Source organism: Pseudomonas granadensis (assembly GCF_900105485.1).
Taxonomy (GTDB): domain Bacteria; phylum Pseudomonadota; class Gammaproteobacteria; order Pseudomonadales; family Pseudomonadaceae; genus Aquipseudomonas; species Aquipseudomonas granadensis.
This window is the reverse complement of record NZ_LT629778.1, coordinates 2,819,098-2,837,369: the sequence shown is the minus strand read 5'-3', so window position 1 is coordinate 2,837,369 and position 18,272 is coordinate 2,819,098. Positions and strand designations below refer to the sequence as shown.

At 61.2% G+C, this 18,272-nt stretch carries 13 protein-coding genes; 8 read left to right on the top strand and 5 right to left on the bottom strand.

What is annotated here, in order from left to right; genetic code table 11:
- Window positions 1–3: 3 nt before the first annotated feature.
- Window positions 4–1,923, top strand: coding sequence for a hybrid sensor histidine kinase/response regulator (locus BLU52_RS12525; RefSeq protein WP_090288534.1), 1,920 nt, complete (start codon window positions 4–6; stop codon window positions 1,921–1,923).
- A gap of 78 nt (window positions 1,924–2,001) precedes the next feature.
- Window positions 2,002–2,541: a hypothetical protein gene (locus BLU52_RS12520; protein WP_090283586.1), complete on the top strand. Its 540-nt coding sequence runs from the start codon at window positions 2,002–2,004 to the stop codon at window positions 2,539–2,541.
- A gap of 286 nt (window positions 2,542–2,827) precedes the next feature.
- Here the strand turns inward: BLU52_RS12520 and BLU52_RS12515 are convergent, their stop codons facing one another.
- From BLU52_RS12515 to BLU52_RS12495, 5 genes are all read right to left on the bottom strand, one after another.
- A complete protein-coding gene (locus BLU52_RS12515) occupies window positions 2,828–3,124 on the bottom strand; it encodes a hypothetical protein (RefSeq protein WP_090283584.1) in 297 nt (98 codons plus the stop codon).
- A gap of 186 nt (window positions 3,125–3,310) precedes the next feature.
- Complete coding sequence (locus BLU52_RS12510; protein WP_090283582.1) at window positions 3,311–4,654, bottom strand: cation:proton antiporter; 1,344 nt, start codon at window positions 4,652–4,654, stop codon at window positions 3,311–3,313.
- A 42-nt stretch (window positions 4,655–4,696) separates the two neighbouring features.
- Window positions 4,697–5,308 carry a Yip1 family protein gene (locus BLU52_RS12505; protein WP_090283580.1) on the bottom strand — a complete coding sequence of 204 codons (612 nt, stop codon included), beginning with the start codon at window positions 5,306–5,308 and terminating at the stop codon, window positions 4,697–4,699.
- A gap of 86 nt (window positions 5,309–5,394) precedes the next feature.
- Window positions 5,395–6,252 (bottom strand): SDR family oxidoreductase, encoded by an 858-nt coding sequence (locus BLU52_RS12500; protein WP_090283578.1) that lies wholly within the window; start codon window positions 6,250–6,252, stop codon window positions 5,395–5,397.
- A gap of 887 nt (window positions 6,253–7,139) precedes the next feature.
- Window positions 7,140–8,294, bottom strand: a complete 1,155-nt coding sequence (locus tag BLU52_RS12495; protein WP_090283575.1) for a MalY/PatB family protein — start codon at window positions 8,292–8,294, stop codon at window positions 7,140–7,142.
- A gap of 341 nt (window positions 8,295–8,635) precedes the next feature.
- Between BLU52_RS12495 and fdnG the strand changes: the two genes are divergently transcribed.
- From fdnG to selB, 6 genes are all read left to right on the top strand, one after another.
- Window positions 8,636–11,701 carry a formate dehydrogenase-N subunit alpha gene (gene fdnG, locus BLU52_RS12485; RefSeq protein ID WP_157720697.1) on the top strand — a complete coding sequence of 1,022 codons (3,066 nt, stop codon included), beginning with the start codon at window positions 8,636–8,638 and terminating at the stop codon, window positions 11,699–11,701.
- A gap of 14 nt (window positions 11,702–11,715) precedes the next feature.
- Window positions 11,716–12,651 carry a formate dehydrogenase subunit beta gene (fdxH, locus tag BLU52_RS12480; protein WP_090283569.1) on the top strand — a complete coding sequence of 312 codons (936 nt, stop codon included), beginning with the start codon at window positions 11,716–11,718 and terminating at the stop codon, window positions 12,649–12,651.
- On the top strand, window positions 12,648–13,313 hold the full coding sequence (locus BLU52_RS12475; protein WP_090283567.1) for a formate dehydrogenase subunit gamma: 666 nt from the start codon (window positions 12,648–12,650) through the stop codon (window positions 13,311–13,313). Before fdxH ends, BLU52_RS12475 begins: the two co-directional genes overlap by 4 nt.
- A gap of 3 nt (window positions 13,314–13,316) precedes the next feature.
- A complete protein-coding gene (gene fdhE, locus BLU52_RS12470) occupies window positions 13,317–14,243 on the top strand; it encodes a formate dehydrogenase accessory protein FdhE (protein ID WP_090283565.1) in 927 nt (308 codons plus the stop codon).
- 703 nt (window positions 14,244–14,946) lie between these two features.
- On the top strand, window positions 14,947–16,359 hold the full coding sequence (gene selA, locus BLU52_RS12465; protein ID WP_090283562.1) for an L-seryl-tRNA(Sec) selenium transferase: 1,413 nt from the start codon (window positions 14,947–14,949) through the stop codon (window positions 16,357–16,359).
- The gene (selB, locus tag BLU52_RS12460) at window positions 16,356–18,272 is read left to right on the top strand and encodes a selenocysteine-specific translation elongation factor (RefSeq protein WP_090283560.1); all 1,917 of its coding nucleotides are present in this window, start codon (window positions 16,356–16,358) and stop codon (window positions 18,270–18,272) included. Before selA ends, selB begins: the two co-directional genes overlap by 4 nt.

Sequence of the window (18,272 nt, the reverse complement as noted above, 5' to 3'; positions counted from 1 at the left end):
ATGATGAGCGAAAACACTAAAGACGCTGTGATCGAGAACATGCGTTTTCGCCTGCTGATCGATTCGGTGATCGATTACGCGATCTACATGATCGACCCGGACGGCATCATCACCAGCTGGAACTCCGGGGCCAAGCGCTTCAAGGGCTATGAAGAAGCAGAAATTCTCGGCGAACACTTTTCACGCTTCTACACCGCTGAAGACCGCGCCGCCGGTTTGCCGCAGCGCGCATTGAACACGGCGATCAACGAAGGGCGTTTCGAAGGCGAGGGCTGGCGGGTGCGCAAGGATGGCACCAACTTCTGGTCGCACGTGGTGATCGACCCGATCATCGACCCGGATGGCCGCTTGCTCGGTTTCGCCAAGATCACCCGTGACCTCACCGATCGCAAGATGGCCGAGGAAACCCTCAAGCAAAGCGAACAGCAGTTCCGCCTGCTGGTACAGGGCGTTACCGATTACGCGATCTACATGCTCAGCCCCGAAGGCCGGGTCAGTAACTGGAACCAGGGCGCGCAGCGGATCAAGGGCTATCTGCCGGAAGAAATCATCGGTCAGCATTTCTCGATCTTCTACATCCCCGAAGACCGCGAACTCGGCGAGCCGCAACGCTCGCTGGAAATCGCCACCCGTGAAGGTCGTTTCGAGAACAAGAGCTGGCGCATGCGCAAGGACGGCACGCGGTTCCTGGCGCATGTGGTGGTCGATGCGATTCGCGGCGATACCGGCATTCTGCTGGGTTTTGCCAAGATCACCCGCGATATCACCGAGGCCCATCAGTCCCGCCAAGCGCTGGAAAAAACCCGTGAAGCGCTGTTTCAGGCGCAGAAGATGCAGGCAATCGGTCAACTCAGCGGCGGCATTGCCCATGATTTCAATAACCTGCTGACGGTGATCCTCGGCAATCTGGAGATCGTGCAAAAGCGCATGGGCGCCGACCCGAAAATCAGCCGTCTGCTGGAAAACGCCACCCAGGGTGCCTTGCGCGGTGTGTCGCTGACCCAGCGCATGCTGGCGTTCGCGCGCCGCCAGGAACTCAAGACCGAATCGGTCGACATCGCCCAGTTGGTGCAGGGCATCACCGGTTTGCTGCGCAGCTCGCTGGGGCCGGGCATCCGCATCGAGACGCGTTTTCCCGACGATCTGCAGCCAGTGCTGGCCGACAACAATCAGCTCGAACTGGCCTTGCTCAATCTGGCGACCAATGCCCGCGACGCCATGCCTGACGGCGGGACGGTGACCATCACCGCGCAGCCGCAGGTGGTGCTGGAGCTGGGCGATTCGCAGTTGCCGGCCGGGCGTTACGTCTGTTTGAGCCTGACCGACACCGGGGAGGGCATGGATGCGCAGACGCTGGCGTCGGCCCGCGACCCGTTTTTCACCACCAAGGGCTTGGGCAAGGGCACCGGGCTGGGCTTGTCGATGGTCCACGGTTTTATCGAACAGCTCGGTGGCCGTTTCATGCTCAAGAGCGAAAAGGGCCAGGGCACCACGGCTGAGCTGTGGATTCCGGTGGCGCTCGAGGGCGTCGCCAGCAAACCGCAGTTTTCCTCGGCCGCGCCGGTTTCGGTGCCACGCCTCAGCGTACTGGTGGTCGATGACGACTCGCTGGTATTGACCAGCACCAGCCTGCTGCTCGAGGACCTCGGTCATCGCGTTCTCGGTGCCACTTCCGGTGAACAAGCGTTGCGCCTGTTCGATCAGGGCGAAGTCATCGACTTGATGATCACCGACATGGCCATGCCGAAAATGAGCGGCGCGCAACTGGCGCACGCCGTGCGTATGCTCAAACCGGACCTGCCGATCATCCTCGCCACCGGTTATGCCGAACGCCTGGAAGGCTTCGCCGCCGAACTGCCGCGCTTGCCCAAGCCATTCACGCAGATGGGACTCGTGGCGATCATTGCGCAATCGATGAAATGAGGCGCTGGTCAGTTCGCCTGAACTTGTCCATCACCGAGGGTTTCGAAAGGTTTTTAACCACCTCGGAGCGCGTTTGTTTTGTCTCGCATATTGACCCATCCCAGCGCTGAAGAAGAGGCGCTGACCGAACACAACGCCAAGATGTTCGGCTCGCCCAAGGAACGTCTGGATTTCTATCGGCGCGAAATCCAGTACGAAACCAGCATCCTCGCCAACCGCACCGACGCCTATCTGGCGGCGCAGTCGTTTCTGGTGATTGCGTTCGCCTCCTGCATGGCCAACCTCAACCCGGAGTGGGGCAAGCTGTTCACCCTGGTCGTGCCGCCGTTTCTGGCGTTGCTCGGCGTGCTCAGCTCGCTGAACGCCTGGCCGGGGATTCGCGCCGCGTACGACATCATTGATCACTGGCACTTCAAGCAGAGCCAGTTATTGGAGGCTGAACCGGTGATGGGGCTGGCGTACGACGAATCGCCGCTGTTCAGCGAAGTCGAGTCGAGCCACAAGGGTTATCGCAAGTCGCTGTTGTTTTCGTTGCGTACGCCGTGGATTTTTGCGACGTTCTGGATATTGCTGGGGGGGTATGCGGTGTTTATCCAGGTGACGAATCCGGGGGGATGATGGCTGGAAATCGAAAAAAGCCCGACTTTATGGTTTCGGGCTTTTTGTTCGCTTGGATTTTGTAGTGGACTTCAGATCGTACCCCCTCACCCCAGCCCTCTCCCCCAGGGGGGAGAGGGGGAAAGGGAGCAGATCTTCACAGGATTCAAATTTGGTGTTCGACTCGGGATTTTAGGTCGACGCAATTCAACTAGTCACCGCGGTCAGTTCCCTCTCCCTCCGGGAGAGGGCTAGGCGGGCGGCGTTCCGATGAGGGGCTTTTCAGGCTCAGCTTGCCACTTCAAGCTCAACTCGCCACTTCAAGCTCACGCTCTACCGCTTGGGAATGCTGCGACGCCTGAGGAATCGGCGGAAAATCCTCATTCAACACGCACAGATGATCAATCGCATCCTCAAACAGCAAATCGGCTTTCTTGCGCAAGGCCCGGTAATGCTCGAACTGCTCCATATCCAGATTCTCCACCTCCAGCATCGCGTTGGCTGCGCGATTGAGGGTGTGGGCGTTATCGAACAATTGACGGTTGCGTTCCAGAGCCAATGCTCTGCAAGCCTTGATTTGCGCAGGAGTCGAACGTTCTTTCATGACCGTAACCTTTTTCTTCAGGATTCCGTTTCATAGGCGTCGCGCCGCAGGGGAATCGAACCTGCCGGGCCGCCGCGTGATGCACTCAGCGACGGTTATGTGTGTGACCGCTGACAGCGAAGCGGGGATCCATTTTTTTGCAGAAAAAACTTCGATCAATTAACCGTTAAAGCGCCACGAAAAAAATCAGCTTTTTTGTTTCTTGTACTGTTCGTAGCCCGCAAGGATTGGCTGGGTGCTGATGCCGTGCACGAGGATGCTCAGCGCCACCACCGACAAGGTCAGGTCAGTACACAGCGTGGCGACGTTGTTGGTCAGGCCATGATTCAAGGCGAAGAACAGGTAGAACAGGCTGCCGATCCCGCGGATGCCGAACCAGCCGATCAGTAACCGCTGACGGGGCTTGAGCAGCGTGCCCCATGGCATCAGCGCCACGCAGGCCGGGCGAATCAGGCAGAACAGCACGCCACCCACCAGCAGCGCCCGCCAGTCCCAGTGCGCCAACAGCACCACGCCGAGCAGGGTCACCAGGAACACTTCCATAGCCCGTTCGACCAGCCCGCCGAACGCGAGCATGTCGCCCATCATGATGCCGGCGGCCAATTGGCTGCTCTTCAGTTCATCGGTGTCGCCACGTACCGCGTGTTGCGGTTCGACGTTCTGATGGCCGACCACCGGTTGCACCAGATGTTCGGCGGGCGGCTGGCTGACGCCGGTGGACTTCACTTCGACCTGGCGCAAGCCCAGGCCAGCGGCGAATACCGAGAGAAAGCCATAACCGCCAATCGCTTCGGCTACCACGTAAGCCAGAGCGATCAGCGCCAGCGCGAGATAATCATTGGGACTGAGGGTGCTGTCTTCATTGTGGATACGCAGCAACACTGTGACGCGACCGATACCGCGACCCATCCAGTAACCGGTCAACAGACCCGCTGGCACTGCCCACAGCACACTGCGCAACAACCAGCCTTGCCACTCGCCGGCGACGTTGTCGCTGTGAATCAGCAACAAGCCGAGAATCACGAACGGGAAAGCGATGCCGTCATTCAGACCCGCCTCGCCGGACAGGCCGAAGCGCACGCCGTCGACATCGCGCGCATCGTTGACCTGCACCAGCGCTGCGAGCACCGGGTCGGTCGGCGCCAGAATCGCCCCGATCAGCAAAGACGGTCCCCACGGCAACTGAAGGCCCCAGTGCAACAACAGGCAGACCCCGGCAATCGTCAGCACCATCACCGGTCCGGCCAGGCCAAACGCGATGCGCCAGCGTTTATCCGTCAGCGGTAAACGCAACTTCAGGCCGCAGACGAACAGGGAAAACAGCACCGCCACTTCGGTCAGGTGCTCCATCCACAGCGAGGCGTTTTCCAGCGACAGTTTCAAAAGGTTCAGGCCGCTCGGGCCGATGGCGATGCCCAGCAGCAAACACACGGCCGACGTGGTCACCGGCATCCAGCGCAAGTACGACGCGGTCAGCGCCAGGGTCAGCAACACGGTGCCGAGCACCGCGACCCACACCGTGAAACTCACGAACGGCCGCCATCAATTATCAATGTATACACACTCATCGACTCAACCTGCGGTCGTGCGCAGGTACTCGGGAATGAGCACGTTGAACCACAGCAGAATCATCGACACCAGCAGGGTCACCAGCACCAACAGGCCGACGCCCCACACGGAAGCGGAGTAGAGCAGGCCTTGTTCCTTGCGCTCGTGCATGAACGTCGGCAGCCCGACAAACAACAGAAACGTCGAATAAATCGATGCAGCACCGAGCACCAGAATCGCCAGCCAGCGGCTGGGGTAAAGCCCGGCAATGCCGGCGACGAAAAACGGCGTCACGGTGTAAGCGGCAAAACCGATGCATTGATTGAGCGTCGGCCGCGCGTCAAAGGTGCGCGACATCCAGCGAATGAAACCGCCCATGATCGCCACGCCGAAAACGATGGTCACGTATAGCAGGACGCACAGCTGCAAGGCGCTGGCCGTGCTCAGTCGCACGTTCTCGCCGACCGCCAGGCTCCATCCGACGTAGGTGGTGCCGATGAACAGACACACGGCCGGAATCAGCGCCAGCACCAGCAGGTGCGCGAGGTAGTGTCGGGGGTGGGCTTCCTCTTCGCGGCGGATATCGGTCCAGGCGAAGTTGGGTCGGGTGAACAGCTTGACGATAGGTGCGGACATGACGACCTCCAGATCCTGTTGGCCCGTCGGGCTCTAAAGGTATGGAGGCACGCCACGCCGCTGGGTTCAGTTTTTCTCGCGGGCGGTCAAAGCATCGGTTTGCCACCGGTCACGCCGTAGCGCTGACCGGTGATGTAACTGGCTTCATCCGAGGCCAGCAGCACATAGATCGGCGCAACTTCCACCGGTTGACCGGGGCGACCAAGCGGCGTGCTGCCACCGAAGTTCTGCACTTCTTCGTCGGGCATGGTCGAGACAATCAGCGGCGTCCAGATCGGCCCCGGCGCGACGCTGTTGACGCGGATCTCCTTCGGCCCAAGCATCTGCGCCAGGCCACCGGTGAAGTTGGCAATCGCCCCTTTGGTGGTAGCGTAGGCGAGCAGGGTCGGTTTTGGCATGTCCGAATTGACCGAACTGGTGTTGATGATCGACGAACCGGGGCGCATGTGTTTGATCGCCGCCTGACAGATGCGGAACATCGCAGTGATGTTCACATCGAAGGTCATCAGCCATTCTTCGTCGGGAATTTCTTCGAAATTCTCGTGAGTCATCTGGAACGCAGCGTTATTGACCAGCACATCGATACGCCCAAAGCGCTCGACAGTCTTGTCGACCAGCGCCTGACACTGGGCTTTCTCGGCGATGTCACCCGGCAACAACAGACACTGACGCCCGGCCTGCTCGACCCAGCGCGCGGTTTCCTTGGCGTCCTCGTGCTCATTCAGATACGCCACGGCCACGTCAGCGCCTTCACGCGCGAAAGCAATCGCCACCGCACGACCGATGCCGCTGTCAGCGCCAGTGATCAACGCAATCTTGCCGGCCAGCCGGCCCGAACCGACATAACTCTGCTCACCGCAATCGGGATACGGCTCCATCTTGCGCTGCGAGCCTGGCACGGGTTGGGCTTGTTTGGGGAAGGGTGGTTTTGGATAGTCGCTCATCGCAGGGTCTCCTTCGTTTCAAGGCAAGTGTCTCGGGTTGACCCGGGGTATTTGCCGTGAGTTCGATCGGATTCGAGCAAGATGCAAAACCAATGTGGGAGCCAGCCTGCTGGCGATGGCAGTGTGTCAGTTGAAATAAAGGCTGAATGACATGCCGCCATCGCTTGCAGGCAAGCTGCCACAGGGATTGCGTGCGCCACCAGGCCAGCAATCGAAAATCAAAAGCCCCTCACCCTAGCCCTCTCCCGGAGGGAGAGGGGACTGACCGAGTGGTTTGGGCGGGTTATGCTCATCCGAAATACCGAGTCGAATGCAAATCTCAAAACCAACCAAAATCGGCTCCCTCTCCAGGGGGAGAGGGCTGGGGTGAGGGGCGAATCCACCGAAGTTCTCAAGCCATACGGCGCTTCTAACCACTCAACAATGAGCGCAAGCTCGAGTGCCCTTGATCTTGCCTAACCGGCGACATCGGAAGGCTGAGTGGAGGGATCGATCCGGGCGTGGGAGCGCAGCGACCGTACGACGAAGTCGTACACAGCGGAAGTAGGTGCAGCGAAGCAAACCGTAGCCGCTGCGGCCGGATCGGTCCCGCAGCGAAGGGACCCGAGCCTGCGAGGGCCGTACGTAGGAGCAAAGCCTTTTGGTTCCTTTTTGGCGTTTGAAAAAGGGACTCGCCGTAAGGGCGAAACCGCCAGCCGCAACACCCGAAGCAACGGATATGTACACAGCAACCAGACAATCAGCGCCTGAAAGAAAGCCATCGCGAGCAGGCTCACTCCTACAAGTCAACCGCGTACATCAACAAGTGATGGGGCGGCTACAAGGCCGCCATCGCTTGCAGGCAAGCTCCCACAGGAAATCACCTGCTCAGGAAAATCACCGAAGAATCAGGCACCGCGCTGCGCCAGCGCACGCTCCATCCGACTTATGCCCTCTTCAAGCAACGACCGCGGGCAACCAAAATTCAAGCGCACAAACTGCTGATGCCGATCACTGAAATCCGCCCCGGCACTCAACCCAACTTTTGCCTGCTCAAGAAAGAACCGCTGCGGATCCGGCAAATCCAGCGCCGAACAATCCAGCCACGCCAGATAAGTCCCCTGCGGCACATCGATCGTCACCCCCGGCAAACGACTGCGCACAGCCTCAACCAACCAGTCGCGATTGCCCTGCAGATAAACCTTCAGCTCCGCCAACCAAGGCGCGCCTTCGCTGTACGCCACCCGAGTAGCCTCCATACCCAGCGGATTGACACTGTCGACCATGCCGCAACGAGCATGATTGACGCGCTCACGCAGCGCAGCGTTCTGAATGATCATGAACGAAGTCTTCAGGCCGGCAATGTTGTAAGCCTTGCTCGCCGACATCAGCGTAATGGTGCGCTGCGCGATCTCAGCGCTCAGCGATGCCGTCGGAACATGCACGCGACCGTCAAAACACAGCTCGGCATGGATTTCGTCAGAAATGATCCAGGCATCCTGCGCCATGCAGATATCAGCCACATCACGCAGCTCCTGAGCAGCAAACACCTTGCCGAGCGGATTGTGCGGATTGCTCAACAGCAGCGCGCCGCCGCCCACCAGCGCATCACGCAACGCCGTCAGTGGCGTTGCATAGCCGCCGTCCGCCTGAACGATGAATTCCAGCTCGACCTTGTTCAACCCCCAATGGCCCGGCGCCTGGCGCAGCGGCGGGTAGTTCGGCACTTGCACCACAACGTTCTGCTGCGGCAGCACCAATGCCTTGAGCGCCATGTTGAATCCCGACTCGACACCTGGCAAAAAGATCAGCTCCTGCGGCTTGACCTGCCAGGCGTACTTGTTCCACAGATCGGCAATGATCGCTTCGCGCAAATTGTCCTGCGCCACGCTGTAGCCCACCAGCGGGTGCAGCAAACGCTGCTGCAAGGCCTCGATCACCACCGGCGGTGCGGCGAAATCCATGTCCGCGACCCACATCGGCAGAACGTCCGCCGGATAGCGACTCCACTTGGTGCTGCCGGTGTGGTGGCGGTCGAATACCTGATCAAAATCGAAAGTCATGCGCGGTCTCGTGAAGGCGGGTTGTTCAGGGGCGTCATGATAAGCCGCAAGGCCTGCGTGAGCACACAAAACCTGCGACCCACACATAACCCCTGTAGGAGTGAGCCTGCTCGCGATGGCGGTGCATCAGTAAAGGAATAGGTGACTGACACACCGCTATCGCGAGCAGGCTCACTCCTACAGGGATTGCATGGATGCAGAAAAACACCCGACGGTCGGTTTTCACCCGGGCGCTGCGCTGATTGTCTACAGTGAAAAAGTCGACGCCAAGGCGTCGCAACCGTGATTGTCCAGATAAAACCCGGCACCAGTACCGGGTTCCACCTGATCAGGAGTGCACGATGGATCTCAGCCGTCGTCAGTTCTTCAAGGTCGCAGGTATCGGCCTTGCAGGCTCAAGCCTGGGCGCGTTGGGCATGGCCCCGACGCCAGCCTTCGCCGAGCAGGTGCGTCACTTCAAGCTCGCCCACACCCATGAAACCCGCAACACCTGCCCGTATTGCTCGGTCGGCTGCGGTTTGATCATGTACAGCCAAGGCGATGCCGGGAAAAACGTGGCGCAGAACATCATCCACATCGAGGGCGACGCCGACCACCCGGTCAATCGCGGCACCCTCTGCCCGAAGGGCGCCGGCCTGCTCGACTTCATTCATAGCCCCGGCCGCTTGCAATACCCGCAAGTGCGCAAGCCCGGCAGCAGCGAGTGGACGCGAATCAGCTGGGACGAAGCGCTCGATCGCATCGCCGACCTGATGAAAACCGACCGCGACGCCAATTTCATCGAAAAGAACGCCAACGGGCAAACGGTGAATCGCTGGCTGAGCACCGGGTTCCTCGCGGCCTCGGCGGCGTCCAATGAAGCCGGCTACATCACCCAGAAGGTAATTCGCAGCCTCGGCATGCTGGGGTTCGATAACCAGGCGCGTGTCTGACACGGCCCGACGGTGGCAAGTCTTGCCCCGACGTACGGCCGTGGTGCCATGACCAATACCTGGACCGATATCGCCAACGCGAATCTGATCCTGGTGATGGGTGGCAACGCAGCAGAAGCGCATCCGTGCGGCTTCAAATGGGTGACCGAGGCCAAAGCGCACAACGCTGCGCGGCTGATTGTGGTCGATCCGCGTTTCACCCGGACCGCTTCGGTGGCCGACTATTACGCGCCGATCCGCACCGGCACCGACATCGCCTTCATGGGCGGGCTGATCAATTACCTGCTGACCACCGACAAGATTCAGCACGAATACGTGCGCAACTACACCGACGTGTCGTTCATCGTCAAAGCCGGTTATGGCTTTGAGGACGGCATTTTCAGCGGCTATGACGCGGAAAAACGCAGCTACACCGACAAGTCCGGCTGGGGCTACGAGTTCGCCGAGGACGGCTTCGTCCGGGTCGACCCGACCCTGCAAGACCCACGCTGCGTCTATCAACTGATGAAGCAGCATTACAGCCGCTACAACATCGAGTTGGCGAGCCAGATCTGCGGCATGCCGGTCGACGCCATGCAGAAAATCTGGGACGAGATCGCCACCTGCTCGACGCCGGGCAAGACCATGACGATTCTCTACGCCCTCGGCTGGACCCAGCACTCGATCGGCGCGCAGATCATCCGCAGCGCGGCGATGGTGCAACTGCTGCTGGGCAACGTCGGCATGCCCGGTGGCGGGGTGAATGCCTTGCGCGGGCACTCGAACATTCAAGGTTTGACCGACCTCGGTCTGCTGTCCAACGCGCTGCCCGGTTACCTGACCTTGGCCAGCGACAGCGAGCAGGATTACGCCCAGTTCATCCACAAACGCACGCAAGTGCCGCTGCGGCCGGGGCAGCTTTCGTACTGGCAGAACTACAGCAAATTCCACGTCAGCCTGATGAAGTCCTGGTACGGCGCCAACGCCACCGCCGAGAACAATTGGCTGTTCGATCATTTGCCGAAACTGGACATCCCCAACTATGACGTCCTGAAAATGTTTGACCTGATGAGCCAGGGCAAAGTGAACGGCTACCTGTGTCAGGGCTTCAACCCGATTGCCGCACTGCCGGACAAGAACCGTGTGATGGCCGCCCTGGCCAAGCTGAAATGGCTGGTGGTGATGGACCCGCTGGCCACCGAAACCTCGGAGTTCTGGAATAACGTCGGGCCGTACAACGACGTGAAAACCGCCGAGATCCAGACCGAAGTCATCCGCCTGCCAACCACTTGTTTTGCCGAGGAAGACGGCTCGCTGGTCAACAGCAGCCGCTGGCTGCAATGGCACTGGAAGGGCGCCGATGGTCCCGGCGAAGCGCAGACCGACATTCGCATCATGAGCGAACTGTTCCTGCGCCTGCGCAAACGCTACCAGACCGAGGGCGGCAAATTCCCCGATCCGCTGCTGAAATTGTCCTGGCCGTACAAGATCGCCGACGAACCATCGCCGGAAGAACTGGCCAAGGAAATCAACGGCAGCGCGGTAACCGACTTCACTGATGCCAGCGGCGCCATGGTCAAGGCCGGCACGCAATTGGCCGGGTTCGGCTTGCTCAAGGACGACGGCAGTACCGCATCCGGTTGCTGGATTTTCGCCGGCAGCTGGACCGAGGCCGGCAACCAGATGGCTCGCCGCGACAACGCCGACCCCTATGGCATGCACCAGCATCAAGGCTGGGCGTGGGCGTGGCCGGCCAATCGACGGATTCTCTACAACCGCGCTTCGGCGGACCTTGCGGGCAAGCCATGGGACCCGAAAAAACGTCTGGTCTGGTGGAACGGCAAAACCTGGGGCGGCACCGACGTGCCGGACTACAAGGCCGACGTGCCGCCGGAAGCCGGGATGAACCCGTTCATCATGAACCCCGAAGGTGTGGCGCGCTTCTTTGCCGTCGACAAGATGAACGAAGGGCCATTCCCCGAGCACTACGAGCCGTTCGAAACGCCGATCGGCATCAACCCGCTGCACCCGCAAAACAAGAAAGCCACCAGCAACCCGGCGGCGCGGATCTTCGATTCGGTCTGGGAAAGCCTCGGCGAGGCCAAGGACTTCCCCTACGCCGGCACCAGTTACCGGTTGACCGAGCATTTCCATTTCTGGAGCAAGCACTGCAAGTTGAACGCGATCGCGCAACCCGAGCAATTCGTCGAAATCGGCGAAGTGCTGGCGAAAGAGAAGGGCATCGCCGCCGGTGATCGCGTGCGGGTCAGTTGCAAGCGCGGCTTTATCGAGGCAGTGGCGGTGGTGACCAAGCGGATTCGGCCGCTGCAGGTCAATGGCCAGGTCGTGCATCAGATCGGCATCCCGCTGCACTGGGGCTTCACCGGCCTGACGCGCCACGGTTACCTGACCAACACGCTGGTGCCGTTCCTCGGCGATGGCAACACCCAGACCCCGGAATCCAAGTCATTCCTGGTCAACGTGGAGAAGCTCTAGTGGAGACCTTATAAATGGCCAGCCAAGACATCATTGCCCGCTCGGCCACCACCACGGTGCCGCCGTCGGTGCGCAATCAGGACGCCGTCGCCAAGCTGATCGACACCACCAAGTGCATTGGCTGCAAGGCCTGTCAGGTCGCTTGCTCGGAATGGAACGAGTTGCGCGACGAGGTCGGCCACAACCACGGCACCTACGACAACCCGCAGGACCTGACCGCGGATACATGGACGCTGATGCGCTTCACCGAGCACGAAACCGACGCTGGCAACCTTGAATGGCTGATCCGCAAGGACGGCTGCATGCATTGCGCCGAGCCCGGATGCCTCGCGGCATGCCCGAGCCCCGGCGCGATCATCCAGCACGCCAACGGCATCGTCGATTTCAATCAGGATCACTGCATCGGCTGCGGTTACTGCATCACCGGTTGCCCGTTCAACATTCCGCGTATCTCGCAAAAGGACCACAAGGCCTACAAGTGCACCTTGTGTTCCGATCGCGTGGCGGTCGGGCTGGAACCGGCCTGCGTGAAAACCTGCCCGACCGGCGCCATCGTCTTCGGCACCAAGGAAGACATGAAGGCGCACGCCGCCGAACGCATCGTCGACCTGAAAAGCCGCGGCTTCGACAACGCCGGTCTCTACGACCCGGAAGGCATCGGTGGCACCCACGTCATGTACGTGTTGCACCACGCCGACACACCGAAACTCTACGCCGGGCTACCGGACCACCCTGCAATCAGTCCGCTGGTGGACTTGTGGAAAGGCCTCAGCAAACCTTTGGCGTTGCTGGCGATGGGCGCGGCGGTGATTGCCGGCTTCTTCCACTATGTACGCGTCGGCCCCAATCGCGTCGAAGAAGATGAACAGCCGACGCCAGCCGACACCTCGGTGCATGTCGTCGACCCGGCGGTGCACACCTACGATCCACGCGGGGAGGAGCGGCCATGAGCCACAAGACGATCCTGCGTTACAGCGCCAACCAGCGTACCAATCACTGGCTGGTCGCTATCCTGTTTTTCATGGCCGGGCTGTCCGGGCTGGCGTTGTTTCACCCGGCGCTGTTCTGGTTGAGCAACCTGTTCGGCGGCGGCACCTGGACGCGGATTCTGCACCCCTACATGGGCATCGCCATGTTCGTGCTGTTCCTCGGCCTGGTCTTCAGCTTCTGGCGTACAAACTTTTTCATCGCCAACGATCGGCAATGGCTGCGGCGGATCAACCGGGTCATGGTCAACGACGAAGACAGCGTGCCGCCAGTGGGCAAATACAACGCCGGGCAGAAACTGCTGTTCTGGACTTTACTGCTGTGCATGCTGGCGTTGCTGTTCACCGGGCTGGTGATCTGGCGCGCGTGGTTCAGCGTGTATTTCGGCATCAGCGTGATCCGCTGGGCGATGCTCTTGCATGCGCTGGCCGGGTTCATTCTGGTGCTGAGCATCATCGTGCACATCTACGCCGGGCTGTGGATCAAGGGGTCGGTCGACGCCATGCTGCATGGCCGGGTCAGCCGCGCCTGGGCGAAAAAACATCATGCGCTGTGGTATCGCGACCTCACTCGCGATGAGCATCCAAGGGACGCGCCGGAGCGCCCCATCAGCAAAAAGGGCTGACGTTTGCCGACTATTCTTGAACCGGGTGAAATCGAAGCGGCGGCCAGTTCGCCGCCGTTCTTGTATCTGCCGCCGCGCAACCTGTTTTTCTTGCGCGCGCAAAGGCTCGAGCAACTGGCCGAGGGGCATGCGCTGGCTGACTATCTGCGTTTGATTTCTGGGTTATGCCGGGTTCAGCAGCAGGTGTTCGATGATCCGCCGTTGACCGCGCCGTTCGATGCGCAACGCATCGGGGCTTGCCAGCAGCATGGCTTGCCGCCTTTCGCTGCCGACACGTTGGTGCGCGAGGAGGGCTGGCAGGCTTATCTTTCGGCGCTGTTGCAGCGTTATACGCCTTCTGAACAACCCGCCGTTATCGAGGCAGTGACGACGTTGCGGGTCGCCAGCGCCGGTCAATTGCGTTCCTGGGCTGTCGCTCTGGTCAGCGGCCAGTATTCACTGGTGCCGGCGCAACTGGTGCCATTCCTTGGCGCGGCGCTGCAAGTGGCGTGGAGTCACTGGTTGCTCAGCGCGCCCCATCTGCAACTGAAACCCGGCGACAGCCTTAGCCAATGCCCGGCGTGCGGTTCTCCGGCGATGGCCGGGGTCATCCGCCATCGCGCCAAACACAACGGCTTGCGTTATCTGGTGTGTTCGCTATGCGCCTGCGAATGGCATGTGGTGCGGGTCAAGTGCGTGTATTGCGAGTCGAGCAAAGGCCTCGACTATCTGAGCCTTGAGGACGATCGCCACGCCGCCAATCAGGCACCGCTGCGCGCGGAAGTCTGCCCCGGCTGCAACAGCTATCTGAAACTGATCTATCTGGAAAACGATGCCGAGGCCGAGGCGTTGTCGGCAGACCTCGGCAGTCTGCTGCTGGACATGCGCCTGGCGCAGGACGGCTTTCAGCGGCTGGCGCCGAATCTGTTGCTGGCGCCGGGAGACGAATGACAAGAGCAGAAACTGTCGGAGCGAGCTAGCCCGAAGGGGCCGTTTCAGTCACACCATCTTTGACTGACTTACCGCCATCGCGAGCAGGCTCACTCCTACCTTGGTTATTTGCCAAGCCACACATCCCGACTCACCTCAAATCCCTGTAGGAGTGAGCCTGCTCGCGATAGCGTCAGTCCAGTCACGTTCATGTTGTCTGACACACCGCCAGCGGGAGCAAGCTCCCACATTGTTTTAGGGTGGCCTGCAAAATGAGTGCACGCCGCCAATCCTTGTGGGAGCGAGCCTGCTCGCGAAGGCGTCAGGTCAGTCACATCCACACTAACTGACTTACCGCCATCGCGAGCAGGCTCACTCCTACCTTGGTTATTTGCCAAGCCACACATCCCGACTCACCCCAAATCCCTGTAGGAGTGAGCCTGCTCGCGATAGCGTCAGTCCAGTCACGTTCATGTTGTCTGACACACCGCCAGCGGGAGCAAGCTCCCACATTGTTTTAGGGTGGCCTGCAAAATGAGTGCACGCCGCCAATCCTTGTGGGAGCGAGCCTGCTCGCGGAGGCGTCAGGTCAGTCACATCCACACTAACTGACACACCGCTTTCGCGAGCAGGCTCGCTCCCATAGTGCGTCTACACTTCTGAAACCCTTGTGGGAGGGAGCTTGTTCCCGGAGGGGGTGTTTCAGTCGAATCAGGAGGGGCTGATGTCTTCCAGCGTTGCCCTGCGGTTGCCGTCCATTGATGGGTTGTTGCGACATCCGGCGTGCGCGCCATTGGCTGAGCGTTACGGCCGGGATTCGTTGCTGACTGGCCTGCGTCAGTTGCTCGATGAGCTAAGGCCCGACGTATTGAGCGGGCAATTGGCAGCTGTGGAGATCGGCCCCGATGTGCTCGCCGGCCGCGTTGGTGAACGCTTGGCGCAACAACAGCGCAGTCACGTCCGCCGCGTCTTCAACCTGACCGGCACGGTGCTGCATACCAATCTCGGTCGCGCCTTGTTGCCGGACGAAGCCATCGAAGCGGTGGAGCGTGCCGCACGTTATCCGCTGAATCTGGAATTTGATCTGGCCAGCGGCAAACGCGGTGATCGCGACGATTTGATCGAAGGTTTGATCCGCGAACTGACCGGCGCCGAAGCCGTCACCGTGGTCAACAACAATGCTGCCGCCGTGCTGCTGACCCTCAACAGCCTCGGCGCGCGCAAGGAAGGCATTATCTCGCGCGGCGAGCTGATCGAGATCGGCGGCGCCTTCCGCATCCCCGACATCATGGCCCGCGCCGGCGTGCGCCTGCACGAAGTCGGCACCACCAACCGCACCCACGCCCGTGACTACGAAGCAGCGATCAGCCCGCGCAGCGGTTTGATCATGCGCGTGCATGCGAGCAATTACAGCATCGAAGGTTTTACCGCTCGCGTGCCGACCGCTGAACTCGCGGCATTGGCTCATCGGCACGGCTTGCCATTGCTGGAGGATCTGGGCAGTGGCAGCCTGTTGGATTTGACGCGTTGGGGTTTGCCGGCCGAGCCGACGGTACGCCAGGCGCTGCTCGATGGCGCCGATATCGTCACCTTCAGCGGCGACAAATTGCTTGGCGGGCCGCAGGCCGGGTTGATCGTTGGCCGTAAAGAACTGATCGCGAAAATCAAAAAGAACCCGCTGAAACGTGCGTTACGCGTGGACAAGTTGACCCTGGCCGCGCTGGAGGCGGTGCTCGGGCTGTATCGCGACCCGGATCGCCTCGCTGAACGTCTGCCGAGTTTGCGGCTTTTAACCCGCCCGCAGGCTGACATCTTCGCCCAGGCTTCACGGTTGCAGCCGGTGCTGGCTGACATGCTGGGTGAGACTTGGAGTGTCAGCGCAGTCGAGTCCCTGGGCATGATCGGCAGCGGCAGCCAACCGGTGGCGCGTTTGCCGAGTGCGGCGCTGTGTTGTCGGCCACAGGTGTCGAAGCGTCTGCGCGGGCGCTATCTGCTGAATCTCGAAGCCGCGTTGCGCGCCTTGCCGATCCCGGTGCTCGGGCGCATTGACGATGATGCGTTGTGGCTCGATCTGCGTCAGCTCGACGATGAGCCGGCGTGGCTCGCGCAATTGTCACAGTTGCAGGCCACGCCGTGATTGTCGGCACGGCCGGGCACATCGACCACGGCAAGACGTCGCTGCTGCAAGCGCTGACCGGGCAAACCGGCGACCGCCGCCCGCAGGAACGCGAACGCGGCATGACCATCGACCTCGGTTATCTCTACGCCGAACTGCAGCCCGGCGCCGGCCTGAGCGGGTTTATCGATGTGCCCGGCCACGAGAAATTCACCCACAACATGCTCGCCGGCGCGCGGGGCATCGACCTGGTGCTGCTGGTGGTCGCCGCCGATGACGGCGTGATGCCGCAGACCCGCGAGCATCTGGCGATTGTCGAACTGCTCGGCATCCCCCGCGCGTTAGTGGCGATCACCAAATGCGACCGGGTCGAGGCGGGCAGGGTGGAAGAGATACAGCGCCAGGTGCTGGATCTGTTCGCGCCGGGGCCGTTTGCCGACGCCCCGCTCTTTACCGTGTCGAGCGTGAGCGGGCGGGGTGTCGATGAGTTGCGCGCGGCGTTGTTGCAGGCGCAAAACGAGGTGCAGGCGCGCAGTGGCGAAGGTGGATTTCGTCTGGCGATCGATCGCGCGTTCAGCGTGGCCGGCGCCGGGATCGTCGTCACCGGCACGGCGCTGTCGGGCACGGTGTCGGTCGGCGACAAACTCACCCTCGCGCCGTCCGGCAAAACCGTTCGCGTGCGTGGCCTGCATGCGCAAAATCAACCCGCCGAACAGGCCTTCGCCGGCCAACGCGTGGCGCTGAACCTGAGCGGCGAGCGCCTGGAATTGGCGCAAATCCATCGCGGCCAATGGCTGCTGAGCGAGTGGCTGCACGCGCCGACGCAACGGGTCGACATCGACTTTCAACTGCTGCCCGGCGAACGCACCTTCGAACACTTCCACCCGGTGCACGTACACCTCGGCACCCAAGACGTGATCGCCCGCGTCGCCTTGCTCGAAGGCCCACGGTTGGGCCCCGGCGAACGCATGTTCGCGCAATTGTTGATCAATGCGCCGGTGCACGCGGTGCAGGGCGACCGGCTGATCCTGCGCGACGCCAGCGCGCAACGCACCTTGGGCGGCGGCACCGTGCTCGATCCGTTCGCCCCGGCGCGGCAACGCCGCAGCCCCGAACGTCTGGCGCAACTGCAAACCCTGGCCGGCAGCGACAGCTTCGAACAGGCCTTGCCGGTACTGCTCAACCACAGCGCTGGCGGGCTCGATCCGCAGCGCCTCGAACGCCAGTTCAATCGCCCGCGCGCATCGTGGTCGTTAGCGCAAAACGTCCGCCTGATCGACACCCGCCAAGGCCCGCTGCTGTTCAACGTGCAGCGCTGGGCGCAACTGAAATTCAATCTGCTGCAACGCCTCGCGCAATTCCATGAACAAGAACCCGACCAAATGGGGCCTGACCGAGATCGTCTGCGACGTTTCAGTGGTCTGGCGCTGGAGCGTTCGACGTTTATCAGCCTGCTCGACGAACTGCTCAGCGCCGGCTCGATCCACACCAGCGGCCCCTGGCTGCACCTGCCCGAACATCAGGTGCGCCTGAATGCCGAGGACCAAGCCCTGTGGCAACAACTGCAACCGCTGTTCGACAACGCCGAATTCGACCCGCCGTGGGTCCGCGACGTCGCCAAAATGCTCGGCCACGATGACGCCGCCGTACGCCTGCTGCTGCGCAAACGCGCGCGGCTTGGGCTGATGCATCAAGTAGTGCGCGACCTGTTTCTGGCTGACGCGCAACTGCGCCGCATGGCCGAGGTGCTGCTGACACTGGCCGCGGAAAATCCGCAGATCCAGGTGACAACCTTCCGCGATGCGCTAGGCTTGGGACGCAAACGCTGTATTCAGTATCTGGAGTATTTCGACCGACTGGGCCTGACCCGGCGCATCGGCGAATCACGGCAGATCCGTTACGACAACGCGCTGGCGAATGCCAACGCGCAATGA